The organism is Nocardia tenerifensis NBRC 101015, assembly GCF_000308715.1.
GTDB classification, from domain to species: domain Bacteria; phylum Actinomycetota; class Actinomycetes; order Mycobacteriales; family Mycobacteriaceae; genus Nocardia; species Nocardia tenerifensis.
Genome location: NZ_BAGH01000600.1, coordinates 1 through 21,937 on the forward strand (window position 1 = coordinate 1; position 21,937 = coordinate 21,937).

26 protein-coding genes and 1 pseudogene are annotated in these 21,937 nt (G+C 68.1%); 14 read left to right on the forward strand and 13 right to left on the reverse strand.

Annotated elements, in window-relative coordinates:
- The 4 genes and pseudogenes from ON39_RS41105 to ON39_RS41120 all read right to left on the reverse strand — a co-directional run.
- A pseudogene (locus tag ON39_RS41105) lies at positions 1 to 270 on the reverse strand (hypothetical protein); the annotation flags it as partial.
- A gap of 88 nt (positions 271 to 358) precedes the next feature.
- Positions 359 to 1,573, reverse strand: a complete 1,215-nt coding sequence (locus tag ON39_RS41110; protein ID WP_146251063.1) for an ArgE/DapE family deacylase — start codon at positions 1,571 to 1,573, stop codon at positions 359 to 361.
- A gap of 173 nt (positions 1,574 to 1,746) precedes the next feature.
- Entirely contained in the window at positions 1,747 to 2,157 is a 411-nt protein-coding gene (locus tag ON39_RS41115; RefSeq protein WP_040742364.1) for a hypothetical protein, read from the reverse strand.
- 11 nt (positions 2,158 to 2,168) lie between these two features.
- Positions 2,169 to 2,462, reverse strand: a complete 294-nt coding sequence (locus ON39_RS41120) for a hypothetical protein (RefSeq protein ID WP_040742365.1) — start codon at positions 2,460 to 2,462, stop codon at positions 2,169 to 2,171.
- Positions 2,463 to 2,844: 382 nt separating this feature from the next.
- Between ON39_RS41120 and ON39_RS41125 the strand changes: the two genes are divergently transcribed.
- The 4 genes from ON39_RS41125 (at position 2,845) to ON39_RS41140 (ending at position 6,538) form a co-directional block, all read left to right on the forward strand.
- Positions 2,845 to 3,621 (forward strand): helix-turn-helix domain-containing protein, encoded by a 777-nt coding sequence (locus ON39_RS41125; RefSeq protein ID WP_063713470.1) that lies wholly within the window; start codon positions 2,845 to 2,847, stop codon positions 3,619 to 3,621.
- Between the two features lie 173 nt (positions 3,622 to 3,794).
- Positions 3,795 to 5,024 carry a M20 family metallopeptidase gene (locus ON39_RS41130; RefSeq protein ID WP_211336288.1) on the forward strand — a complete coding sequence of 410 codons (1,230 nt, stop codon included), beginning with the start codon at positions 3,795 to 3,797 and terminating at the stop codon, positions 5,022 to 5,024.
- 198 nt (positions 5,025 to 5,222) lie between these two features.
- Complete coding sequence (locus tag ON39_RS41135) at positions 5,223 to 5,444, forward strand: hypothetical protein (RefSeq protein ID WP_040742366.1); 222 nt, start codon at positions 5,223 to 5,225, stop codon at positions 5,442 to 5,444.
- A gap of 71 nt (positions 5,445 to 5,515) precedes the next feature.
- The gene (locus ON39_RS41140; RefSeq protein WP_040742367.1) at positions 5,516 to 6,538 is read left to right on the forward strand and encodes an ArsR/SmtB family transcription factor; all 1,023 of its coding nucleotides are present in this window, start codon (positions 5,516 to 5,518) and stop codon (positions 6,536 to 6,538) included.
- A gap of 52 nt (positions 6,539 to 6,590) precedes the next feature.
- Here ON39_RS41140 and ON39_RS41145 read toward each other — a convergent pair whose 3' ends face one another.
- Positions 6,591 to 7,595 (reverse strand): LacI family DNA-binding transcriptional regulator, encoded by a 1,005-nt coding sequence (locus tag ON39_RS41145; RefSeq protein ID WP_040742412.1) that lies wholly within the window; start codon positions 7,593 to 7,595, stop codon positions 6,591 to 6,593.
- 139 nt (positions 7,596 to 7,734) lie between these two features.
- On the opposite strand from ON39_RS41145, the gene ON39_RS41150 reads away from it, so the two are divergent.
- From ON39_RS41150 to rbsD, 5 genes are read left to right on the forward strand one after another with little or no spacing between them, the layout of a single operon-like run.
- Positions 7,735 to 8,751, forward strand: coding sequence for a sugar ABC transporter substrate-binding protein (locus tag ON39_RS41150; protein ID WP_040742368.1), 1,017 nt, complete (start codon positions 7,735 to 7,737; stop codon positions 8,749 to 8,751).
- A complete protein-coding gene (locus tag ON39_RS41155) occupies positions 8,748 to 9,719 on the forward strand; it encodes an ABC transporter permease (RefSeq protein WP_040742369.1) in 972 nt (323 codons plus the stop codon). Before ON39_RS41150 ends, ON39_RS41155 begins: the two co-directional genes overlap by 4 nt.
- 7 nt (positions 9,720 to 9,726) lie before the next feature.
- Positions 9,727 to 10,512, forward strand: a complete 786-nt coding sequence (locus ON39_RS41160) for an ATP-binding cassette domain-containing protein (RefSeq protein ID WP_040742371.1) — start codon at positions 9,727 to 9,729, stop codon at positions 10,510 to 10,512.
- Positions 10,509 to 11,465 (forward strand): ribokinase, encoded by a 957-nt coding sequence (locus ON39_RS41165; RefSeq protein WP_040742373.1) that lies wholly within the window; start codon positions 10,509 to 10,511, stop codon positions 11,463 to 11,465. Before ON39_RS41160 ends, ON39_RS41165 begins: the two co-directional genes overlap by 4 nt.
- A gap of 11 nt (positions 11,466 to 11,476) precedes the next feature.
- Complete coding sequence (rbsD, locus tag ON39_RS41170; protein ID WP_040742374.1) at positions 11,477 to 11,866, forward strand: D-ribose pyranase; 390 nt, start codon at positions 11,477 to 11,479, stop codon at positions 11,864 to 11,866.
- Positions 11,867 to 11,870: 4 nt separating this feature from the next.
- Here the strand turns inward: rbsD and ON39_RS41175 are convergent, their stop codons facing one another.
- Complete coding sequence (locus ON39_RS41175; RefSeq protein WP_040742375.1) at positions 11,871 to 13,025, reverse strand: FAD-dependent oxidoreductase; 1,155 nt, start codon at positions 13,023 to 13,025, stop codon at positions 11,871 to 11,873.
- A gap of 182 nt (positions 13,026 to 13,207) precedes the next feature.
- Between ON39_RS41175 and ON39_RS41180 the strand changes: the two genes are divergently transcribed.
- The 4 genes from ON39_RS41180 to ON39_RS41195 all read left to right on the forward strand — a co-directional run bounded on the left by ON39_RS41180 (position 13,208) and on the right by ON39_RS41195 (position 16,030).
- Complete coding sequence (locus ON39_RS41180; RefSeq protein WP_040742376.1) at positions 13,208 to 13,921, forward strand: TetR/AcrR family transcriptional regulator; 714 nt, start codon at positions 13,208 to 13,210, stop codon at positions 13,919 to 13,921.
- Between the two features lie 172 nt (positions 13,922 to 14,093).
- Positions 14,094 to 14,291, forward strand: a complete 198-nt coding sequence (locus ON39_RS41185; RefSeq protein WP_040742377.1) for a hypothetical protein — start codon at positions 14,094 to 14,096, stop codon at positions 14,289 to 14,291.
- A gap of 57 nt (positions 14,292 to 14,348) precedes the next feature.
- Positions 14,349 to 15,281 (forward strand): DMT family transporter, encoded by a 933-nt coding sequence (locus ON39_RS41190; RefSeq protein WP_040742379.1) that lies wholly within the window; start codon positions 14,349 to 14,351, stop codon positions 15,279 to 15,281.
- A 131-nt stretch (positions 15,282 to 15,412) separates the two neighbouring features.
- Positions 15,413 to 16,030 (forward strand): SanA/YdcF family protein, encoded by a 618-nt coding sequence (locus tag ON39_RS41195; RefSeq protein WP_246002808.1) that lies wholly within the window; start codon positions 15,413 to 15,415, stop codon positions 16,028 to 16,030.
- A 286-nt stretch (positions 16,031 to 16,316) separates the two neighbouring features.
- Here the strand turns inward: ON39_RS41195 and ON39_RS46540 are convergent, their stop codons facing one another.
- Positions 16,317 to 17,024, reverse strand: coding sequence for an LppP/LprE family lipoprotein (locus tag ON39_RS46540; protein ID WP_051187762.1), 708 nt, complete (start codon positions 17,022 to 17,024; stop codon positions 16,317 to 16,319).
- 339 nt (positions 17,025 to 17,363) lie between these two features.
- Here ON39_RS46540 and ON39_RS41205 point away from each other — a divergent pair, with 339 nt between their 5' ends.
- Complete coding sequence (locus ON39_RS41205; protein WP_246002809.1) at positions 17,364 to 18,263, forward strand: serine hydrolase; 900 nt, start codon at positions 17,364 to 17,366, stop codon at positions 18,261 to 18,263.
- Positions 18,264 to 18,320: 57 nt separating this feature from the next.
- On the opposite strand, the gene ON39_RS41210 is transcribed toward ON39_RS41205, so the two are convergent.
- The 6 genes from ON39_RS41210 to ON39_RS41235 all read right to left on the reverse strand — a co-directional run bounded on the left by ON39_RS41210 (position 18,321) and on the right by ON39_RS41235 (position 21,501).
- Positions 18,321 to 18,815: a group II truncated hemoglobin gene (locus ON39_RS41210; protein WP_040742381.1), complete on the reverse strand. Its 495-nt coding sequence runs from the start codon at positions 18,813 to 18,815 to the stop codon at positions 18,321 to 18,323.
- Between the two features lie 94 nt (positions 18,816 to 18,909).
- Positions 18,910 to 19,485 (reverse strand): F0F1 ATP synthase subunit B family protein, encoded by a 576-nt coding sequence (locus ON39_RS41215; protein ID WP_051187764.1) that lies wholly within the window; start codon positions 19,483 to 19,485, stop codon positions 18,910 to 18,912.
- Entirely contained in the window at positions 19,482 to 19,994 is a 513-nt protein-coding gene (locus ON39_RS41220; protein WP_040742383.1) for a F0F1 ATP synthase subunit B, read from the reverse strand. The genes ON39_RS41215 and ON39_RS41220 overlap by 4 nt, the downstream gene beginning before the upstream one ends.
- 6 nt (positions 19,995 to 20,000) lie before the next feature.
- On the reverse strand, positions 20,001 to 20,258 hold the full coding sequence (locus ON39_RS41225; RefSeq protein WP_040742384.1) for a F0F1 ATP synthase subunit C: 258 nt from the start codon (positions 20,256 to 20,258) through the stop codon (positions 20,001 to 20,003).
- A gap of 47 nt (positions 20,259 to 20,305) precedes the next feature.
- On the reverse strand, positions 20,306 to 21,103 hold the full coding sequence (atpB, locus tag ON39_RS41230) for a F0F1 ATP synthase subunit A (RefSeq protein WP_246002810.1): 798 nt from the start codon (positions 21,101 to 21,103) through the stop codon (positions 20,306 to 20,308).
- Positions 21,100 to 21,501: a hypothetical protein gene (locus ON39_RS41235; RefSeq protein WP_051187765.1), complete on the reverse strand. Its 402-nt coding sequence runs from the start codon at positions 21,499 to 21,501 to the stop codon at positions 21,100 to 21,102. Before ON39_RS41235 ends, atpB begins: the two co-directional genes overlap by 4 nt.
- Between the last annotated feature and the right edge of the window lie 436 nt (positions 21,502 to 21,937).

Sequence of the window (21,937 nt, forward strand, 5' to 3'; positions counted from 1 at the left end):
TGCCCCGAGTTCGGCGTTGCTCGGCGCGGTGTCGGCGAGCGATCGAAGGATCGCGAAGACGTCGCCGTCCAGGTCGACCGCGCCGGACACATAGGCCCGCCCGATGCCGAGTTCGCCTGGGGCCCAGACCATATGGCTCAACGCGTCCCGAGACCGGATGCGGATGGTGCCCGCGCAGGCTCCCTCGGGTTCGATCGTGCTGCCGTCCCAGAGCTCGAAGCGAATCGTCGAGCGAGCCCCCAGTACGGCCCGGGCCAACGGTGCTAACACGGACGCGACAGTCGTCTTGTTGCCCATGCGTCCACTATGGCCCGCGCCGCCCGCCGACCTCGGCAACCACCGGCCAGGAGTGTCGGCGTCAGTCGAGCATTTCGCGAGCGTAGAGGGCATACACGGCCGCGGTCCGGCGCAGCTTCAGCTCATCGACGTACTCGTTCGGCCCGTGTGAGACGTCGAGCCTGCCCGCCCCGTACGCGAACGCGGGGATGCCGAGCTGGGCATACCAGCGGGTGTCGAGGATGCCCGCGCACATCTCGAAGGCCGGCTGCTCGCCGGTCACGCGCGAGACGCACTGAGCCAGCGCCTGTCCCGCCGGATCATCGCGCTCGGTGCCGGCCGGCGGCTGGAACTGGGTCACCTCGACGGTCACCTCGGCGCCGATGTCGTCGGCGGCGGTCTCCAGGAGCGTCGTCAGGTTCTTCAGCTCGACCTCGAGGTCTTCCTCCGGGTTGAACCGGCTGTCGATGGTGAACCAGGTGGTGCCGGGGACCACGTTGAAGTTCGATCCGCCGCCGGAGAGCCCGCCCACCACAACCATCGAGCCGCGCGCGTCCTCGGCGTCCATCTCGAACCCCGTGTGCCTGTTCATCATCGAGCGGACGTAGTTCTCCAGCGGCGCCGCGATGCGCACCATGTGCTGGAACGAGTTGATGCCGAAGTTCGCCTGCCCGACGTGCGCCTCGCGCCCGTGCACCGTGACGCGCAGACTGACCGCACCGCGCGCGGCGTGCCAGATCTTGCCCGCGCTCGGCTCGGCCGTGACCATGGCGACCGCGCGCGGATCGATGAGCCCGTGTTCGCGCAGGTAGCCCGACCCGGCGACGCTGCCGGTCTCCTCGTCGCACACCAGGTGCACGACGATCTTGCCGTCGCCGAGCAGATCGAGTTCCCGGGCCGCGGCGGCGCCGTAGAGCATGCTCACGATCCCGCCCTTCATGTCGGCGGTGCCGCGCCCGATGATCTTGCCGTCCGCCCGCCGGGCGGTGAACTGCGCGCGATCCTGAACCGGCACGACATCGAAATGCCCATGGAAATACAGGGTTTTCGCGCCGGACCCCACGGTTGCCCGGACGATGCACGGATCCTCCTGCGCATCCACCGGCGGCACGCCGATGATCTCGCCGTCGAGACCGAGGGCCGCCATGGCGTCGGTGAGCGCGGCGGCGCAGTCGCGCAGGCCGCGCCCGGGCGGGTTCTCGGTCTCGTGCGCGACGAGGGTGGTCAGCAGTTCGGCCATCTCGTCGGCGCGCGGTTCGAGCCAGGCCTGCACACGGGTGGAGAAGTCGATCGTCACGAATTCGAGTCTCGCCGAGAACAAGCGATTGCGGGCGGGTTCATCCCGGACAACCTTCGGCGAGTCCCGGTCTTCGACTTCGGCGAGCTGACCACGGTCCGGCCGTAACGGCCGAACTGCAACTGCGCCCCGAGGTTCGTGGCGACCCCCATGACCATCACCTACGGCGATGGTCAGCTCTGCTGTTCGATTGCCTGCCGGAGCCGGTCTGCGTTCGGTCCGGACAGTTCGTAGTGCACTGTGACCGGCCGTGACGGGCCTGACTCGTCGCTAGGCGAGGGTGTCGGGACGATCTGCGCGACAAGGCTTTTCAGTTCATCGAACGTCAGTGCCCGCTGTGGTGCCGTTGGGTCGACATCATTGATGATCCCGCGTTGGATCGGTGCGGTGTTCTCGCGCGGCCACCACACTTCCAACGCCGACAAGGGGCCCGCCTCCAGGATCGCCAACAGCAGATCCTCGGTGCCGATGCAGGTGTGGCCGTGCTCGTGCGCACGGGCCGCGGCGCGGCGCAGTGCGCCGATCAACGCGGGTGCGACGCTGGTCACGGTCACCGAGGTTTCGTCGCGTTCGGTGGTGGTCATGCTCGGACAGGCTACCGGCCGTACTTCGAGTTGCCGCCGGAGTCGAACACTTCCATCGGAGATCCGTCCGGCATCGTGTAGAAGCGGGTGCCTACACACCACAGCCGGAATGTGCGGCCCGGACTGGGGCAGACCAGCTTGTCGTTGTTGGTGACCGGTTGCTCGGCGCAGCGCACGACCACCCCTCCGGCTTCTTCGCACTGCTGAATGGTGATCGCGCTCGCCTGCCCGCTAGCCACGGCCAGCGCGAGGAGCCCGGACGAGACGACGAACAATACTCTTTTCAAGAATCGTGCCGACGACATAGCCAAACCCTTTCGATTCCGATACCAGGCGGGTCTGCGTCGGCACACGGTCGTATCCGCGGCTGGCGGCGACGAGGTCGGGTACGTGCGAGCGCATCGCCGTGCGACGAGAGCTTCCCGCAACGGTCGACGGCTGGCGTGGTGACGGCCCGTGTCGCCGGGATAGTGTTGTCTGCCAACGCAACACATCGATGGTGTACCCGAGCTGGCGCGGGAACCAGAACACGATTTCGCCGAAATTGCACACTGCGGCACCGCAATTTCACACGCCTCCGTCACAGCCGACTATCCCGGCCAACGGCTCGGGTGATATCTGCGAGAACCTCACCTCGGTGAGTTCTGCCCTCGTACCCTGATCCCAACAGGGAGGGGGCCGGCGGCGATGACACGACGACGCATACTAGCGCGGTTCGACGATGAGCCCGAGCCCTCGCCCCTGCGCCGGGCCCGCCGTGCCAAGGACGTCACCCTCGAACAGGTCTGCGCGGCACTGGATCAGTTGTCGTCGACGGGCTCGTCGGGTGTGCACCCGAGCATGCTTTCCGCGTGGGAGCGCGGCCGGCACCAGACCAGCGACAAGTACCGGACCATGTTGGCCGCCTACTACAAGGTGCCAGTCGCGCAGCTGTTCGCCCACCAGGACCTCGCTGCGGCTCAGGACAGTGAAACACCGCGGCTGCTGCTCGATCACCGGCAGCTGCACCACGCGATGCTCGGCGTGGTGCGCAATGCCCGCCACTATTTGGCAGTCACCGGTTCACGCTCGCGCGACGGCGACTACCTCGCTGCCATCGAATCGGTCTTGGCCGCCCGGCCGAGCTTGGTGCACTACCGGATCCTGTTCGGGCCGCCGCGCCACGCCGTGCTGACCGATCACCTGCGTCGCCTGATCGATTTGCGTGATCCTGACGATCGCAGCCTCGGGGTGAAGACCTTGCACATCAGCATGGTCACCGCGGATATCCCTGAGCGATTCTTCGCCGCCAACGACACGACCGCGGTCGTGCCGGTGCCCTCCTTGACGTCGCTGGAGGGATTCGACACCGGGATCACCCTCGGGGTGGTCGGCGCTCGGCTCATCGACCACGCCCGCCAGCTCTATGCCGCCGGTCAGAAGGTGGAGAGCGCCGCCGACCTCGACCAGATCGCCGCACCGTGACTATCCCGCCTTCAACGCCTCGCTGATACACGGCGATGGTCTCGGCCGATTCGGTCACATGGTCTCGTGGCCTATCCTGCGAAAGACCAGCAGCGCAGCTCGACTGTCAGCCTGGACCCTGCCGGAATGCCCACCAGGAACGCGGCCCGCACCATCGACGCGAAGGAGCCCTCGTGACCTCATCGGCGACCGGCCCCGACACGGAGGTCACCCCCGTACGCCGCCAGTCTCAGAGGGAGGTCCCGTCCGTCATCGCGCTCGCTCGAGACCTGGTCCGCATTCCCTCACGCGGCGGAATCGACGACCCCGAACCTATACTCGCCTCGGTCGAGCAGTGGCTGCACGACCGAGCGGTTCCGCATCGTCGCCTGTACACCCCCGACGGCGCCCCGGCCGCGGTCCTCGTCGAGATCACAGGCGGGTCCAGCGGACCGACCTGGGTTCTCGACGCCTGCCTCGACACAGCGCCCTTCGGCGACGAGAGCGGCTGGTCATTCTCACCCACTGCCGCGGACGTTTCACCGACCGGGATGCTGCGGGGGCGCGGGGCAGCCGACTCCAAGATCGCGGCGTCGATGTTCTGTCACCTTGCCGCGGCGATCCGCCGACAGGCGCCAGAGCTCACGGGCAGCCTCGCAATTCTGCTCGACGTCGACGAGCACACCGGAAATTTCAGCGGCGCAAAAGCTTTCCTCGATGCCGTCGACTCCTCGATCATCGCCGGGGCGATGATCGGCTACCCCGGCGACAACGAAGTCGTCATCGGAGGCCGTGGCGTCTTCCGGGCACGCCTGCACACCTACGGCACCGCCGGGCACACCGGATCCTCCAAACCCACCATCGCGAATGCGGCCACCCGCGCCGCCCGGCTGGCGACACTGCTCGCCGACCTCGTGCTGCCGCGACCGGCAGTAGGCGGATTCCCGCTTCCGCCCAAGCTCACCGTCACCGAAATTCACAGCGGCGCAGGCTTTACCGCCGTCCCTGACCACGCGATCGTCTCGGTCGATATCCGTCTCACCGACGTCCTAGCCGCTGTCGACGCCGAGGAACTACTCAGCAAGACTATCTCCCAACTCGACACCACCTACCCCGCGCTCCGGCCGAGCGAGATCGAGTCAGTGTTGTCCTGGCCGCACTACCAGCTCTCGCCCACAGACCAACCCGCCGCCGCGCTCATCGAAGGAGCCCACCTCGCAGGCTTCTCGGTCCGGCCCAAGGTCGCCGGACCCTCCAACATCGGAAACCTTTTCGCTACCCGCGACATCCCGACCACCGCCGGATTCGGTCTGCCCTATACCGGACTCCACGGCACTGACGAACAAGTCGACCTCGAGAGGCTGGCCGACATCCAAGCCGCCTACCACCACGCTGTCCTCACACTCATGCGAACCGGGCACTGAAGAAGCGGGTCCGCGACGAGAAGTCCCCAGCTCAACATCGCCCGTGCAGATCGAGGATCTAGCCGGTCAGTGATTTCATCTGGGACATCCTTCGGCGATTCTCGGTCTTCGACTCGGTGTTTCGGCCTGAACCGAATCATGGTGACCGCGTCGTCGCGCGTTCATAGGCTCTGAGCAGTGACGACGAGGAGTTCGAAGATGATGGACAACGTAGCGGCGCCCGGCGGTGTCGCCGTGGCGGTGGCCCGTGTGGCCGAGGGTGTGGCGGCGGAGTGGCGGCGGGGGCGGCAGTGGCTGGCGCCGAGGTGGGCGCGCCGGGAACTTCCGGTGGCGCAGGGCTCGCCGATGCCGGCGAACGCCGAGGAACTTTTGCTGGGGGTCGACCCGCTCATCGCGGTACGGTGGCGAGGTTCTCGGTGATCGGAGGGTGCCGTGGTGCGGTATCGAGGCGTGTGGCGCAGGCCCGCCGCACGGAGCGCGGGTAGCCGCGGATGAAGCGGATCTATTGCACGCCGGACGATTTGCTGCGGGTCCGGATCGGCGCGCCGCTCGGGGCGCTCGCGGAGACCATGCTGGCGACGCGGGTGGTGCAGCGCGGCAATGTCGCGGGCTTCGCGGGCTGGCGCAGTCAGGTGCGTCGCGCGATCCCGGAGAACTTCGGGGTGCTCGCCGATATTCTGCCCGCCGACGACACGTTCCTCGACCTGATCACGCCGACCCTCGGCGCCCGGTCCATGCCCGCGGGCATCGAGGCGCTGCATCTGGCCTCGCGCGAGGAGCTCCGGCTCGAGGTGGAGACCGTCTTCCGCCGCCGCGCGGAGAAGGGCCAGACTCCGCTGCCCGCGTGGACGAGGGAGCTGTCGGACCGGGACGGCACCGCGCGCCGCACGGTCGCCGAGGCCGTGGAGACCTTTCACTCGGCCGCCTTCGGCGGACGCTGGGCGCACATCCAGTCCTACCTCGAGCAGGCCGCCGAGCGGATGGCGCGCACGATCGCCACCGAGGGCGTCGAGCAGATGTTCGCCGGGTTGGCGCCCTACGTCACCTGGCGCGCGCCGGTGCTCGAGGTGCACCGGCAGATGGATTGCCACGACGAGCAACTCGACGGCCGCGGCCTGACGTTCATTCCCTCCCTGTTCGCCTGGCCCGAGCCGATCACGCTGCACTCCATCGTCGACAAGGACATGCCGCTGATGGTGATCGTGCCGGTGCTGCGCGATATCGGCGACTTCGCCGCGGCGTGGGGCCCGCGCGCGACCAACGAGGCGCTGACCGCCCTGCTCGGGCGGACCCGGGCCGCCGCGCTCCAGGTGATCGCGGAGGGCTGTAGCACCACCGAACTCGCTCGGCGACTGGGTGTTTCGCCCGCGACGGCCAGCGAGCACGCGTCGATCCTGCGTGAGGCCGGGCTCGTCGAGAGCTGGCGGCACCGCAACGCCATGCGGCACGAGGTGACGACCCTGGGCGCCGCGCTGCTCGACGGCGATCTGAGCAACAGCGCACGCATCGCGTAATTCTTTGTGAGGCACGGGCTTAGGAGCTGTGTCGACCTCTGTCCGGCCCACCTCAGAAGTCGTCGGCGCAGCCGCAGGAGCCGCGCGTCGTCAACTCCGCGGCCAAACTGGTGACGCCCGGTTCGGCCGCGCCGCTGTCGATCTGGTTCAGCAGGAGCTCGACCGCCAATTCGCCCATGCGCCTAGTGGGTTGGACCATCGTGGTCAACCCGGGCCTGGTGTAGCGGGAGTACTCGATGCCGTCGAACCCGACGACCGCGAGATCGTCGGGGACGCGCAGGTTCGCGTCGTAGGCCGCGCGCAGCATGCCCATCGCCTGGAGATCGCTGGTCACGAACACCGCCGTCGGCGTCCGCGCGCCGCTCATGAGTTCGGCCAAGGCGCGATATCCCGCCGCCCCGCCGAATTCGGCTCGCACGACGACGCTTTCGGGCAACCCGGCGTCGCGCAGTGCCTGCCGGTAGCCCTCGACCCGCTCGTCGGCGGTGGACACGTGCGGGCCGCTGAGGCAGGCGATGTCCCGATGTCCGTGGGAGATAAGGTGATTCACCGCGATCCTGGCGCCGGCGAGCGAGTCGCACATGACGTGCGCGCAGCGCGCCGGGTCGATGATCCGGTCCACCGCGACCAACGCCATGTCGGCCGCCGCGCAGGCGTCGGCGATGCCGGACTCCCACGACGACGAGATCGCCAGCAGCCCTTCGACTCTGCGATCGATGAACGCGCGCACATACGCCCGCTCCCTGGCCTCGTCGCCCGCGGCGTTCCCGACGATCAGCGGGTAGCCCCGCGCGAACGCCGCCGCCTCGACGACCGCGGCCAGCTCGGCGAAGAATGGATTCGACCCGTCGGGAATGACCATTCCGAGCGCGTGGCCGCGGTTCATCCGCAGGCTGCGCGCCGACATGTTCGGCCGGTAGCCGAGCTGCTCGATGGCGGCTTCGATGCGGGCGCGGGTGGCGGGTGCGACGCGGCGCGGACCGTCGTTGAGGACGTAGCTCACCAGCGCGGGTGAGGTGCCTGCGAGCCGGGCGACGTCGGCTCGGGTGACTGCCATCGGGGTCACTCCTGTCGTGCTGGCAATTCGGGCGGACCGTCGAACAACCCTTGACAGCCCCGTGATTCGAGTCACACACTACACATCAATTCGTGTTGTCAACACGAGTTGAACTCGTACAGGATAGGTCGAATACCAGATGAGCACTCGATACCGGATCGGGCTTGTGGCCTTGGCACTCGTCAGCGCCGCCGCCCTCACCGCGGGGTGCGGGCGCGGCGGCGACGCCTCGTCCGACTTCAAGATCGCCGTAGTCACCCGCAACTTCACCAACCCCTACTGGGCGGCGCTGCGCGACGGCGCGCTGGCGGAGGGCAAGCGGCTCGGCGTCGACGTCGCAGTGCAGGCCGGGCAGTCCGAGACCGACGCCGACGGGGAGAACGCCCAGATCTCCACCCTCGCCGCGCAGGGCTACGACTGCTTCGCCGTGGTGCCGGTGAACGCGACCAACGTGATCACGCCGCTGGTTCCGGTGGCCCGAAAGAAGATTCCCATCCTGAACCTGGATACCCAGATCGACGCGGACGCCTCGAAGCAGGCGGGCGTCGAGTACGCGAGCTTCATCGGCTCCGACAACCTCGCGGCGGGCAAGGTCGCGGGGGAGAAGATGCTCGACGCGCTCGGCGGCAGCGGGAAGGTCATTGTGCTGCAAGGCATCGCGGGTGAGCAGAACGGCATCAACCGGGACAAGGGCTTCACCGACGCCGTCACCGGCAAGCTGGAGATCGTGCAGCGCGCGCCCGCCGACTACGAGCAGGACAAGGGCCTGACCGTCACCGAGGCGATCCTGAAGGCGCACCCCGACATCACCGGCATCTTCGCCGCCAACGACACCATGGGCCTCGGCGCCGCGCAGGCGATCAAGAACGCGGGCCGGACCGGGCAGATCAAGGTGATCTCGGTCGACGGCATCCAGGCCGCCCTGGCCGCGGTCAAGGCGGGCACCGTGTACGGCACGGTGACCCAATACCCTTACGCCGAAGGCGAACTCGCGGTGCAGGCCTGCCTCGCGCAGCACCAGGGCAAGAGCGTGCCCGCCAGGGTGGTCGCGCCGATCGCGTTCATCGGGCAGGACAATGTCGACCAGCAGATCGCCGCGTTCCCCCGGCCCATCACCACGTTCGACAATCCGCTCGCCGGGCTGGTGAACAAGTGAGCGTCGCCGAGGTGGCGCGCGCCGCGCCGGGCCGGCTCGGCGCGCGGCGCATCCCCGCCACGCTGGCCGACTACGCGGCGCCGATCGCGCTGGTCATCGTGTGGCTCGGCTTCTTCATCGCCACGCCGAACTTCTTGACCGCCAACAACATCGACGATCTGCTCGTCGCGTCGACGATCCTGACCGTGCTCGCGCTCGGCCAGCAGTTCGCCGTGGTGGTCGGCGGGATCGACCTGTCGGTCGGCGCCACGCTGCCGTGGTCGGCGGCGCTGCTCGGCTACTGCACCAGCCACGGGTATCCGGTGACCGTCGGCATCGTGGCGGCGATCGTGGGCGGGCTGCTGGTCGGGGTGGTCAACGGCCTGCTGATCGGGCACTTCCAGATGACCGACTTCGTCGTCACGCTCGGCTCGCTGAGCGTGCTCAGCGGCTGCACCCTGCTGCTCACCAGCGGCAACAGCGTGGCGGTGAACTCGCCGTTCCTGCAGAGCCTCGCGCTGGACGGTGCCGGACCGATCCGCTGGTTCTGGCTGCTCGCCCTGGTCGCCGCGCTCGGCGTGGCGGGAATTCTGTTCCGCGCCAGGGTGGGCACGCACCTGCTGGCCACCGGCGGCAATATCGACTCGGCCAGGGAGACCGGCATTCCGGTGCGTCGCATCCGGCTGCTCGCCTACAGCGCCTGCGGGCTGCTGTGCGGCGTCGCGGGTGTCATGCTGGTCGCCCGCAACGGCGGCGCGGACCCCTCCTTGCAGACCACCTATCTGCTGAGTTCGATCGCGGCGGTCGTGCTCGGCGGCTCGTCGCTGAGCGGCGGCAAGGCGTCGGTGCTCGGCACCGTGTGCGGCGCGATCCTGTTCACCTCGCTGATCAACGGATTCACCATCCTCGGCATCTCGCAGTACTACCAGCCGATCGCGGTGGGCGCGGTACTGCTGCTGGCAGCGGCCATCTCGCGATTGCGGAAGTAGGGACGTCATGACCGAACCGATGCTGGCGGCGCACGGGCTGACGAAGTCGTTCGACTCCGTCCGCGCGCTCGACGACGTCACCATGACCATTCCGGCGGGCGAGGTCACCGCGCTCGTCGGCGACAACGGGGCGGGCAAGTCCACCCTGGTCCGCTGCCTCACCGGGGTGCAGGCGCCCGACGCGGGGGAGATCCGGTTCCGCGGCGAGCCCGTCCGCCTCGGCTCGCCCGAGGACGCCAGGCGGCTGGGCATCGAGACCGTCTACCAGGATCTCGCCCTCATCGACGACCTGACCGTGTGGCAAAACCTCTTCCTGAACCGGGAACTCGTCTATCCGTCCTGGCCGATCAAGATCGTGAACCGGAAGGCGATGATCGGCCGGAGCGGGGAGATCCTGCGGGATCTCGACGTAGATGTTCCCTCGGTGCGCACCACCGTGCGCCGGATGAGCGGCGGCCAACGGCAGAGCATCGCCATCGCCCGCGCGGTCGCCTGGGGCAAGTCCATGGTGATCATGGACGAGCCGACCGCCGCGCTCGGCGTGCGCGAGACCGCGGCGGTGGAGAAACTGGTGCGCGGGCTGCGCGACCGCGGGGTCACGGTGCTCATCATCAGTCACGATCTGGCGCAGGTCATGCGCGTCTGCGACAACGTGGTGGTGCTGCGGCGTGGCCGCTCGGTGGCCGCGCACCGGGTGGGCGAGATCGACGGCGACCGGTTGGTCGCGCTGATCACCGGCGCCGCGCCGGGCAATCTCGAGACGGAGTCCGCTGTGGCACAAGAGGTCCCGTGACAGGGTCGGTCGCGGTGATCGGGTCGGTGAACCAGGACGTGGTCTGCGAGGTACCGCGGCTGCCCGGCCCGGGGGAGACCGTGCTGGCGACCGGGGCGCGGACGAACGCGGGCGGCAAGGGCGCCAACCAGGCGGTCGCGGCGGCGAAGGCGGGCGGACGGGTGGAGTTCGTCGGCCGGGTCGGCGGCGACTCGGCCGCCGTCGACCTGCGGGACTCGATGGCCGCCGCGGGCGTGAAAACCACTGGCCTGCGGGAGGTTACGGGCGCGCGAACCGGCCGGGCCTATGTGACGGTCGCGTCGGGTGAGAACCAGATCGTGGTCGACCCCGGGGCGAACTTCGCCTGGGAGTCCGGCGCGGAACTGTCCGCGATGGCCGAGGCCGAGCTGCTCGCGGCTGCGGATATCGTTGTCGCACAGCTGGAAATACCCGTTGCCGTGGTGGACTGGGCCGCCGGCGTCGCGCGGCGGTTCGTGCTGAATGCGGCTCCGGCGGCGGAACTCGGCGACGAACTCCTGAGACGGTGCGATCCGCTCGTGGTCAACGAGTACGAGCTGGCCACGATCAGCGGTGCGCCGACCGGCACCAGGGCGCAGGCGGGGCAGGCCGCGAGGTCGCTGTGCCTGCGCGGCGCACCGTCCGTGGTCGTCACGCTGGGGGCGGACGGTTCGATCCTGGCCCGTCGCACGGCGGACGCCGTGGAACTCACGTATCAGCCTGCGCCGCAGGTGGTTTCGGTGGACTCCACCGGGGCGGGCGACGCGTACGTCGGTGCGTTGTGCACCGCGCTGGCCGACGGGGTCGAACTGGGTGAGGCGGTGGCCTTCGCCACGGCCGCGGCGTCGCTGTCGGTCCGGTCGCCGGGCACCCACGACTCCTACCCGACACGAGAGCAGGTTGTCGCGGCCCGCACCGCCGTGCCGCGCGCCCGGCGACTCGACTTCGACGAATAGATGGGAAACCCGTGCGCACAGGTGGATTGATCCACGCCGGACTGATGGCGGCCCTCGTCGGCCTCCGCCACACCGACACCTTCGCCGTGAGCGACTCGGGTCTGCCCGTGCCGCCCGGCGTGCCGTTGATCGACCTCGGAATCAGTTACGGCATGCCGCGTTTCGCGCCCGTGGTCGAGCTGATCCTCGAGGAGGTCACCGTGGAGGCGGCCTGGGCGAGCGCCGACGTCGTCGCCGCGAACCCGGAGGCCGCCGACCTCCTGACGAATCGCTGGCACGCCGAGCTGATCGCGCACGACGAGTTCAAGCGCCGAATCGACCAGTGCCGCTTCGTGGTTCGCACCGGCGAGGCGCGGCCCTACGCCAACGTGCTGTTCCGCGCCGGCGTGCCGTGGTTGTGAACCGTTACCGAAGTACCGGAACGCCCATGGCGGCGAAGAATTCGGTGAGTGCGCGGGGAGCGTCCGGGGCGAAGCACATGGCGAGGCCGTCGGCGGACGCCTTCGCCGAGACCTCGGCGCGCGCGAACATCGCCGCTTCGTACCGGGCGAGCGCCGTGTCCAGGTCGCCGCGGTGCTCGACGAGGGCGCGGGCCAGTTCGAGTCCGTCGAGCATGGCCATGTTGGCGCCCTCACCGGCGAAGGGGGACATGACGTGCGCGGCGTCGCCGATCAGGGTCACGCCGGGCACCCGGGTCCAGCGGTGTCCGATCGGCAAGGCGAAAATGCGGCGGATGGCGAGGGATTCGTCGCTGCGCCGGATGAGGTTTCGTAGATCGGGGTGCCAGTCGGCGAAGTGGGTCAGCAGGTAGGCGCGGGCGGCGTGGGGGTCGGACCAGTCGAGGTCGGCGGCGGACAGCCAGTCGTCCGGCACGCGCAGGACGACGCCGAGTTCGATGTGCCTGCCGCCGTGGCCCATCAGCGCCTTGTTGTCCGAGGCGGCGAAGAACATGCCCGGCCCCGTCAGCGCGGCCGAGTCCGGAAAGCGTTGGCTCGCCTCGCTTATTCGTAGCTCCGCGTAGGTGACGCCGCTGTACTCCGGTCGCGCCGCCGACAGCAGCGGCCGGATCTTGGACCAGGTGCCGTCCGCGCCGACCAGCAGATCGACGGTGGTGTTCGTGCCGTCGGCGAAGGTGAGCCGGTGGCGGCCGTCGCCGAGCGGATCGGCGCCGGTCACCTTGTGCCCCCAGGCGATTCGGGACGGCGCGAGCGAGTCGATGAGCAGATCGCGCAGGTCGCCGCGGTCGATCTCCGGGCGGCCGCCTTGCTCGTCGCCCGGGTCGAAGTCGATGAACACGGTGCCCGCCTTGTCCAGTACCCGGGACGTCTGGCCCTGCGGGTGGGTGAGCGCGCGGAACCGCTCGTGCAGACCGGCTTCGTGCAGCGCGCGCTGGCCGGCGTCCTCGTGCATGTCGAGCGAGCCGCCCTGGCGTCGGTCTCGCGCGGAGGTGTCGGCCTCGTAGACCGTGCAGTCGATGCCGTGCTGTTGGAGGACGCGGGCGAGCACGAGTCCGCTGAGACCCGCGCCGACGACGGCGATGGAGCGTGGATATTCGGTCATGATGTTTCAACCTCCGGTACGGACGATATGTTTAAGTAGTTTACGGTGTACTCGACTAGTAAGTTACACCGTACACGACTGAGATTTTCTCGCCACTTCCCGACCAAAGACCCAGGCGTCGTTTACGACGTATACGTCGTCTACGCTGGTCAGGACCGCGATCTCCCGGGAGGCCAGCCGAGATGCCCGAACTCCAGCCCATGATCTGGGCCCGGCTCACCGAGCAGGGGCGCGGTCCCGCGCGGACGCTGGATCGCCGGAGAATCGTCGAGGCGGCGATCGCGATCGCGGACAGCGAGGGGCTCGAGGCCGTCTCCATGCGCCGCATCGGCGCACAGCTGAACCACAGCGCGATGTCGCTGTATCGGCACGTCGGCAACAAGACCGACTTGTTCGAGCTCATGTACGACGAGGTCCTCGGCGAACTCGACCTGAGTGGCGAGGGCGGCGGCTGGCGCACGAGGCTCACCGAACTGACGCGGGGCTACCGGCGGCTGCACCTGCGGCACCCGTGGATCATCGGGCTCGGGTATCGGCCGACCTTCGGCCCGAATTTTCGCAATGTCATGGAGTACGCGCTGGCCTGTGTGGGCGATCTCGGCCTCCCCATCGGCCGCATGGTCGACCTGGCCCTGACCCCACTGCAGTTCGCGCGGGGATTCGTGCAGGAGGAACTCGCCGAGGTCGAGGATCAGCGACGCACCGGATTGGACGAGGCCGCCTGGCGCAGGCACACGGCGCCCGCGATCCTGGAGCTCATCGACTCCGGCGACTACCCCACTCTCCGCCGGGTGCTCACCGAGACCGACACCCCGCCGGACTCCGACGCCACCTTCGAGGACCGCCTCACCATGATCATGGACGGCATGGCCGCCGCGCTCTCGCCGCACGAGTAGCCGAGCCCGCCCCCGGCGCCGGCATGGCCGGAAATGCTGGCGCATAACGTGTTAACCGTCGGCGGGAAGTGCGATCATCTGTTCCACCGCACTGAAGCTGCGCTGGGACACCGACGACGGGCCGACGCTCGCCATAGATCGCCGGCCCGCGTTCACCAAGCCCACCGACGCGGTGACCACGCGCTGGCAGAGCAGGCAGGGCGCATGGTCGCCGCTCGATCCCCCGATCGCCGACCGCGCACAGACCTCGGCGGGCTCGACCGTGGAGCTCTCCCGGCCTGGCAGCGCCGGCTTCTACGACGTCTACTTCCTCGCGCACGGGCAGCGCACCAAGGTCGCCGAACAGATCTACTCGATCGCCGTACCGTGAGCCGCGGCGTCCGAAAACCGCGTGAGTTAGTTCCGTTCGTGATCTAGCGTTCGGTAAATGGAGCTAGTCGTTCGCCAAAGCGATCGTAAGGCCGTCCTCGCGGCGGCGGTCACCGTGGTGCTGTGGGCCTCGGCCTTCGTATTCATTCGATTTGCGGGAGAACACTATTCGCCGGGCGCGCTGGCACTGGGGCGACTGCTCACCGCGGCCGTCGCGCTGGTGCTGATCCTGATCGTCCGGGGTGAAGGGCTGCCCGCTCGGGCCGCGTGGCCGGGGATCGTGGTGTCGGGGGTGCTGTGGTTCGGGGTGTACATGGTGGCGCTGAACTGGGGTGAGCAGCATGTCGACGCGGGCACCGCGGCGATGGTGATCAATATCGGCCCCATTCTGATCGCGGTGCTGAGCGGACTGGTGCTGCGCGAGGGGTTTCCGGCGCGGCTCATGGCGGGCATCGCGGTCGCGTTCGGCGGGGCGGTGGTGGTCGGGCTGTCGAACTCCGACGGCGGCAGCGCCGCGGTGCTCGGCGTGGTGCTGTGCCTGACCGCCGCGGCGGCATGGGCGGTCGCGGTCGTCGCGCAGAAGCCCGCGCTCGCGCACGCGTCGGCGTTGCAGGTGACCACCGGCGGGTGCGTCATCGGCACGATCGCCTGCCTGCCGTTCGCGGGGCAGCTGCTGCGCGAGGCCGCCGCCGCGCCGGTGTCCGCGACGCTGAGCATGGTGTATCTGGGTGTGTTTCCGACCGCTCTCGCGTTCACCACGTGGGCCTATGCGCTGTCGCGGACCACGGCGGGCAAGATGGGTGTGACCACCTATGCGGTCCCGGCTCTCGTGGTGCTGATGGCCTGGCTCGCGCTCGACGAGGTGCCGGGGCCGCTGGCCGTGCTCGGTGGCCTGCTGTGCCTGTCCGGCGTGGCGATCACCAGGTCACGGGCGGACAAGCCGGCCGAGCCCGAAGACGCGGTGGCACAAGAGGTGTCGAGCTCGACATAGATCCGGTGAGATGCCGGTCCGGTGGAAAGAGGTAGCGGTGGCTGGGAAGTTGTCGAGCGTTCGGGTGCGGCGCTGGGCACGCGGGCTGCCGTGAGTTCGGTGCGATGTCGGTCCGGGTGAAAGAGGTTGCGGTGGTTCGGAAGTTGTCGAGCGATCGGGTATGGCGCTGGGCGCGCGGGCTGCTCGGTGTCGTGGTCGCCGCGACCGTGGTGGTGGTCGGCGCCAATATCCGGCTGTGGACCGTCTCGTCCGGCCATCGGTACAGCGTCGACGCCGCGCCCTCGGCGCCGACGGTGATCGTGCCGGGCGCGAAGGTGGGCCCCGACGGTGCGCCGATGGCGTACCTGCGCGGCAGGCTCGACGTCGCGATCGAGCTGCTGCGGGCCGGAAAGGTCCGCGAAATCCTGGTGTCCGGTGACGCGGCGGGCACCTCCGGCGACGAGATCGCCTCGATGGCAAAGTATCTCGTCGAGCACGGCGTCGACCCCGCGCTGGTGCGCGCCGACGGCGAAGGCCTGTCCACCCGCGCCACCTGCGAACGCGCCAAGCGCCGGTACGGCGTCGAGCGGGCCCTCATCGTCACCCAGTACCAACACGTCCCGCGTGCGGTAGCCCTGTGCCGCGCCGAGGATTTGGACGCCGACGGCGTCACCGCCTACTGCGACTGCCGCCGAACAACCGTGATTCGCAACAACATTCGCGAATGGCTCGCCGCCCCCAAGGCTGTCGCCGCCATGCTCTGGCGCTGAGCCGGCCTGCCACCGACCCGGCCGACCGGCCAGTCGCACCCGCTCGCGGAATCAGCACCGCCTGTGTGCCCAGAGACGGTGCGGACCCTTGATACCAGTGTGGATTGCGGCAGCGCTCGCGCGGGGGGCGCCAGCGGCCGCATCGTTTGGCGTGAATACGCACTCGCTGCGGGCCCAGGAATGGTGCGGGTTCCTTATCAGTGCGGATTTCGACTGGCGGTCGCTCGGATGCGAGAAGGCCCCTGTCCTTCGGAAGGGAAGGAGCAGGGGCCTTTTCGTGGAAGGTTTACTTGTCCGGGTTCGGGGGGAACTGGCCCTGGGCGGTGACGGTGGTGCCGTTCAGGGTGTAGGTGACGACGGTCGGGCCGCCGGAGGGGCAGCACAGGGCGTCTTGCGGGGTCACCCAGCGGTACTGGACGGACACCGTGTTCCTGGTCTTGCCGAGCACCGTGGTGTACCCGTAGTACTTCGAGGTCGCTGTGCCGAGGTATTGGCCGTTGGTGAAGAACAGCACGTGGTAGCCGGGGTGGCTGCCGTCCCAGTCGACCAGCATCCAGGACAGGACGCCGTCACAGCCGGCCTCGATCGGGTCGTTGCTGGCCTCCAGGATGACCCACGGGTACCCGCCGGCATTGGGCGCCAGTCGGCCGACCGCGTTGCGGGCGAGCTGGGAGTTCGAGTCGAAGCACAACCCGTGTCCGCTGCCGTTGGGCGCCTGGTCGACGGGCGGGGCGGGCGCGGGCTCCTTCTGGTCGACCGGCACGCTGGCGGCCGGCGGTGCGACGGTGTCCCGAGCCGGATTCGGTTGGGGCTGCGGCGGATTGGCGGGCTGCTCGCCCGGCTGCGCGGAGGCCGGTGCGGTGCCCGGAGAGGCGGGCGCGGCCGACGGGATCGGCGTTCTGGTCGCCTGCGCTGCGGGGCTCGACTCGCACCCGGTCGCGCCGAGCACGACGCTCGCGGCCAGTGCGGCAAAAGCCCATGACTTGACGTTCATTGAAACCCCCGGAATCGGTGTGCTGGTCTGTGATTGTCTGCGTTGTCCTCGCAACGGCTCCGGTCTCCCGAGGCACGAACGCGGTCCTCCGTCCGCGAACCTGTGACGACAAACTATTCATCGGACCAATTAGGCCGGGTGTTACCGACTTTCACGTGTATCGAGAAACCAAAAATAGTGCCCCTACTGTCGGGGGCACCGACGTAACGGGTCCGAATTATCGGCGGCGCAGAGTGTCGCGTTGCCCGCGGCGGGTTCCGCCGGTAAAGATGCTGATCATCGAGCACCACCGATGACCTGGGTTTTCCGGCTGACAGCACGGCGAAACGAGGATGGACGTTGCGGAGATCGAGGGTTCCGGTAGTGCTGTCCGGCCTGCTGGTGGCGGGGTCGCTGGTCGCGGCCGCCATGATGTACGAGCCGCGCGGTGCGGAGCGAGCGGCCCCGGTCCGCGACGCCCCGGCGCGCGCGGAGATCGGGTCGGCGCTCGGCTTCGAGCCGGAGTTCCGGGCGCGGATCGCCGCGGCGGAGGCGTACGTGCGCAGCCGCCCCGGCTTCACCGGCATAGTGGTGCGCGATCGTCGCACCGGCGCGGTGTGGCGCAATGCCGATGCGGGAACCAAGATCTGGGCCTGCTCCACGTCGAAGCTGGCGATCGCGGTCGATCTGCTGCTGCGCGACGACCTCGGCGCGATCACGCTCGGCCCCGACGACCGCGAGCTGATGCACGAGATGCTGCACGCCAGCGACAACGACGCGGCGACGACCCTGTGGGAGCGCTACGGCGGGGAGAAGGCGTTCGCGCCGCGCTTCCGGTCGTTCGGCATGACCGGCCTCGAGTTCGCCGACCGGCACCCGGACTCCTGGGGTTGGATCCTGGCCACCCCGAACGATCTCGAGCAGCTGATCGATTTCACCCTGGAGCAGGTGCCCGCGCGGCACCGGAACTACCTCGTCGACGAGCTGCGCTCGGTCGACGGCGGGGACTCCCTGGACTCCGATCAGCGGTGGGGGATCTGGGGCGCGGGCGACCGGGCGGCGCCGGGCAACAAGAACGGCTGGTCCGACGACAACGACGACGGCTCGTGGCTGGTGAACTCCGTCGGATTCGTCGGCCCGCGGGAACAATTCACCGTAGCCATCATGAACAACACCAAGGTGATCGACGACGGCTACCAGGTCGGCAGGCAGACGGTCACCCGGGTGAGCGAGATCCTGTTCAAGGACTACTTCGGCTAGCGTCGACGCATTTCGAAGCGGCGCAGGGCATCTCACGCGCCAGCCGCACTCGAGGACTCAGGGCCGGTACGGCGGCGCGACGCCCCAACCCCAGTGCGGCATGGGCGCCTCCAGCGGTGGGGTGGCGCCGGGCTGGGAGTTCGCGTGGGCCAGCCGCGTGCCCCACTCGATGTAGGAGGCGAAGGCGGCGCGGAACTCCGGGTCGCCGGGCAGGCCGACCTCGTCGGCGGCGTCCATGAGCAGGTTCACCCACCGGCGGCGCTGCTGCTCGGTGATGGCCTTGCCGAGGTGCTCGCGCACCATGTGCGCGTAGCCGCCGCGCTGGGTGCTGTAGGCGTCGGGCCCGCCGAAGACCTCGGCGAGCCACATCGCGACGTACTTCGGATGCCCGGGGTCCATGCCCTGGAACAGCGGGCCGACCAGATCGTCCTTCAGGACCTCGCGGTAGAACACCTCGGTCAGGGCCTCGAAAGCCGCCGTGCCCCCGGCCCATTCGTACAGGCTCGGCACCGCGTCGGCGCTCGCCTCCGCTTCGCTGATTGCCTCGGTCATCGCCGACTCCGATCACGAACTCCATTGCCACACATCAGGCGAACGCCATCCTAACGGGCACGGCCGGACGGCGTCGGCCTCGGCGGAAAAGTGCTCAGTTCCACTGCGATTGGGTACGCGCGCGCCCGGACGAGCCGGTGTTCGCCATCGCCTGCAACTCGTCGAGGAACCGCTCCACGGCGTCGGACTTGATCTGCGGGGACTGGACCTGCTCGCGCACGCTCTCGGTGGTGTGGGCCATCACCTGCTCGGAGAAGTCGGCCTTGAGGTCGCGGATCAGCTGCCTGCGCATCAGCTCGATCTGGTCGCGACCCTGCTTGCGGACGCGATCGACCTCGGCGGCGGCGGTCTCGCGCATCTTCGCCACGATGTCGTCGGCGTCGGCGTGCGCGTCCTCGATGAGCTGGGCGAGTTCGGTCTTCGCCTCGGCCAGCCCCTCGTCGTAGACCTGTTTGGCCTCGGTCAGGCGCTGTGCGGCCTGGTCGTTCTCCTCGATCTGCTTGCGGATGTCGTCCTGTTGCTTGACCATCGCGCGCTTCACGTAGGGCGCAACGTATTTCACGATGACCCAGACGATGACCGCGAAGCCGAACAGCTGGCTGAAGAAGACCTGCCACTCGAAATGGATCTGATAGATGCCTTCGGCAAGGATGTCGCTGCTAGGAGTCATGACGACGCCCGTCCTGTCTGCTGGCCTCGGCTCGTCTCGGCCCGCCGCTCATCATCGACGCCGACCACGCGGTCGGCCAGCGACCGCGCGAGTGGCTCGACTGTTTCGCGCAGCTCGGCGGCGATCTGATCCGCCTGTGCCCGCAGTTGCGCCTCGGCCTCGGTGACGATGCCGTTGGCCTCCCGCTGTGCCTGGCCGCGCATCTCCTCGAGGATGGCCCGGCCCTCGGCTCGCGCCTTGCTCCGGATCGCGGCCGCTTCGGACCGCGTCTTCTCCAATGCCGCTTGGTGTTTGGCTTCCGCCTCGGCGAACAACTGCCTCGCCTCCCTGGTCGTAGCCAGGGTCTCCGCGGCTCGCTCTTCGCGTTCCGCCAGCACCTTGCGGATCGGCGGAACGACGAAGAACCAGATGACGGCGAGCACGATCAGGAAGATCAGCAGCTCGACGAAGAAAGTGCCGTTGGGAATGAGGAAATTCTCCGCGGCGACTACATCGGTTCTCGGAGTCATGCCCGGTTACTTGCCGGGAGTCGCGAATACGAAAAGGGCCATGAAGGCTAGATTGATGAAGTACGCCGCCTCGACCAGACCGACGGTCAGGAAGAAGATGCCGCGCAACCGACCCTCGGCCTCCGGCTGACGGGTGACGCCATTGATCAGCGCCGCGCCCGCGAGGCCGTCACCGATGCCCGCGCCGATGGCGCCGCCCGCCATGATGATGCCGCCGCCGATGAGGGCGCCCTGGATGATGGACGCGGTGGTTGGGTCTGCCATTTTCTACTTCCTATTCTCCGTTGTTGGCACGATCGGCAACTCGCCGATCAGTGGTGTTCGTCTTCCAGTGACATCGACTGACTGAAGTACAGGACTGTCAGCAGCGAGAAGATGAAGGCCTGAATAGCGCCGACGAACAAGTCGAACAGTTTCCAGACGGCGTTGGGTCCCCAGCTGATCCAGAAGGGGAACAGCGTGATCACCGAGAGCATGACGCCGCCGGCGAACATGTTTCCGAACAAACGCAGCGAGAGCGAGAGCGGCTTGGCGATTTCCTCGATGATGTTGATGAACACCATCGGGCCCCAGCCCGTGTGGCCCTTGAGCAACTGCTTGACGTGACCGAACGGGCCGCGCCGCGCGACGCCCGCGGACTGGTAGGCGATGAATACGAACAACGCGAGCGCGTAGACGAAGTTGACGTCCGAGGCGGGCGGGGCGATCAACTCGCCGTCACCGATCTGCACCGGGAGCACGGACAGCCAATTCGACAGCAGGATATAGACGAACAGGGTGACCGCGAGCGGGAGGGCGAACGGCGCGACCTTCATGCCGATGGCGCTCTCCACCTGTTCGCGCATCATCTTCGTCGCGGTCTCGAAGAACAACTGCACGGCGTTGGGCACCCCGGAGGTGATCTTGAACCGCAGGAACAGGGCGAGGCCGATGACGATGAGCGCCGCGACCCCCGTCGACACGATGGTGTCGACGTTGAACGACATGCCGAAGGCATGCGCGACCGCGTGGTGGCCGACCTTGATCTTCGGTTCCTCGGCGGGCGCCTCCTCGGCCAGCAGTGCGACGCCGGAGGCCAGCTGGGTAAACGAAATGGCTGAGATCGTCATGGCGTCTGGCGAAGCCCTTTCAATTCAGGCAGGACAGTGTTGAAGACCAGGGCGACTTGAAAGAGCGCCAAGCCGAAGAAGATTCCGACGCCATTGGGTCGCGCGAAGAAAGCGATCAGGATGGCGACGGCGGTAATGCCGAGCAGTCGCAGCGCCGAGGAACCTACCAAACGCTGCTTGCTCGGGGCTTCGGAACTGGCGATTCTCGTGACGGCCCACAGGGTGAGTTGGGCATTCAACCAACCGACCGCGAGTCCCGCGCAGATGAAGGTGCCGAGCAGCAGTCGGTCGATGAGGCCCGTTATGCCCAGTGCCAGCACACCCAGAGCGATCGCGGCAATGGCCGCGCGCCGTATTTGGATCCTATTCACGTCCACACCGACACCGCCCTCGCCCATACCCCCACCTCATAGTGGGGGACGTGATGAATCGTAAGCATACACATCCCAACCTCCCTGCGTGGCAAGGTTTTTGATCTTTGTTGTCTTGATCTTGATAATGGCTACAGACATCATCTGGTTACTGTCTCGAACCGTTCTTCGCGCACGGCTCGGCCATGTCCGGAGCCATTCATGAAGTCCCGCAGAGCCTTTTTGTCAGCGAGCTGACGTGGGAGAAGCCCGCCGCTCGCGGAAACAACTCGGACGCGATCGATTGACCCGGGATCTGCGTGCGAGAGTATAGCCAGTACGATGGTAAATCGTTGGCAACACAGCGACACTCGCCGGACGGCTTACCGATGACGTGTCACGACCGATTTTCGGTTTGTCCGGACTTGTTCGATTTGTCGCTTTTGTCCGAGTTTTGGATGCTGAATACTTGCTGCCGAGCACA

What these genes read in the sequence shown, in the direction of transcription:
- ON39_RS41160 (WP_040742371.1), top strand. Translation starts at nt 9,727, where the DNA reads ATGACCGAACCGATGCTGGCGGCGCACGGGCTGACGAAGTCGTTCGAC.
- ON39_RS41115 (WP_040742364.1), bottom strand. Translation starts at nt 2,157, where the DNA reads ATGACCACCACCGAACGCGACGAAACCTCGGTGACCGTGACCAGCGTC.
- ON39_RS41210 (WP_040742381.1), bottom strand. Translation starts at nt 18,815, where the DNA reads ATGACCGAGGCAATCAGCGAAGCGGAGGCGAGCGCCGACGCGGTGCCG.
- ON39_RS41225 (WP_040742384.1), bottom strand. Translation starts at nt 20,258, where the DNA reads ATGGCAGACCCAACCACCGCGTCCATCATCCAGGGCGCCCTCATCGGC.
- ON39_RS41175 (WP_040742375.1), bottom strand. Translation starts at nt 13,025, where the DNA reads ATGACCGAATATCCACGCTCCATCGCCGTCGTCGGCGCGGGTCTCAGC.
- ON39_RS41215 (WP_051187764.1), bottom strand. Translation starts at nt 19,485, where the DNA reads ATGACTCCTAGCAGCGACATCCTTGCCGAAGGCATCTATCAGATCCAT.
- ON39_RS41190 (WP_040742379.1), top strand. Translation starts at nt 14,349, where the DNA reads ATGGAGCTAGTCGTTCGCCAAAGCGATCGTAAGGCCGTCCTCGCGGCG.
- ON39_RS46540 (WP_051187762.1), bottom strand. Translation starts at nt 17,024, where the DNA reads ATGAACGTCAAGTCATGGGCTTTTGCCGCACTGGCCGCGAGCGTCGTG.
- ON39_RS41140 (WP_040742367.1), top strand. Translation starts at nt 5,516, where the DNA reads ATGAAGCGGATCTATTGCACGCCGGACGATTTGCTGCGGGTCCGGATC.
- ON39_RS41150 (WP_040742368.1), top strand. Translation starts at nt 7,735, where the DNA reads ATGAGCACTCGATACCGGATCGGGCTTGTGGCCTTGGCACTCGTCAGC.
- atpB (WP_246002810.1), bottom strand. Translation starts at nt 21,103, where the DNA reads ATGACGATCTCAGCCATTTCGTTTACCCAGCTGGCCTCCGGCGTCGCA.
- ON39_RS41235 (WP_051187765.1), bottom strand. Translation starts at nt 21,501, where the DNA reads ATGGGCGAGGGCGGTGTCGGTGTGGACGTGAATAGGATCCAAATACGG.
- ON39_RS41135 (WP_040742366.1), top strand. Translation starts at nt 5,223, where the DNA reads ATGATGGACAACGTAGCGGCGCCCGGCGGTGTCGCCGTGGCGGTGGCC.
- ON39_RS41220 (WP_040742383.1), bottom strand. Translation starts at nt 19,994, where the DNA reads ATGACTCCGAGAACCGATGTAGTCGCCGCGGAGAATTTCCTCATTCCC.
- ON39_RS41145 (WP_040742412.1), bottom strand. Translation starts at nt 7,595, where the DNA reads ATGGCAGTCACCCGAGCCGACGTCGCCCGGCTCGCAGGCACCTCACCC.
- ON39_RS41120 (WP_040742365.1), bottom strand. Translation starts at nt 2,462, where the DNA reads ATGTCGTCGGCACGATTCTTGAAAAGAGTATTGTTCGTCGTCTCGTCC.
- ON39_RS41125 (WP_063713470.1), top strand. Translation starts at nt 2,845, where the DNA reads ATGACACGACGACGCATACTAGCGCGGTTCGACGATGAGCCCGAGCCC.
- ON39_RS41180 (WP_040742376.1), top strand. Translation starts at nt 13,208, where the DNA reads ATGCCCGAACTCCAGCCCATGATCTGGGCCCGGCTCACCGAGCAGGGG.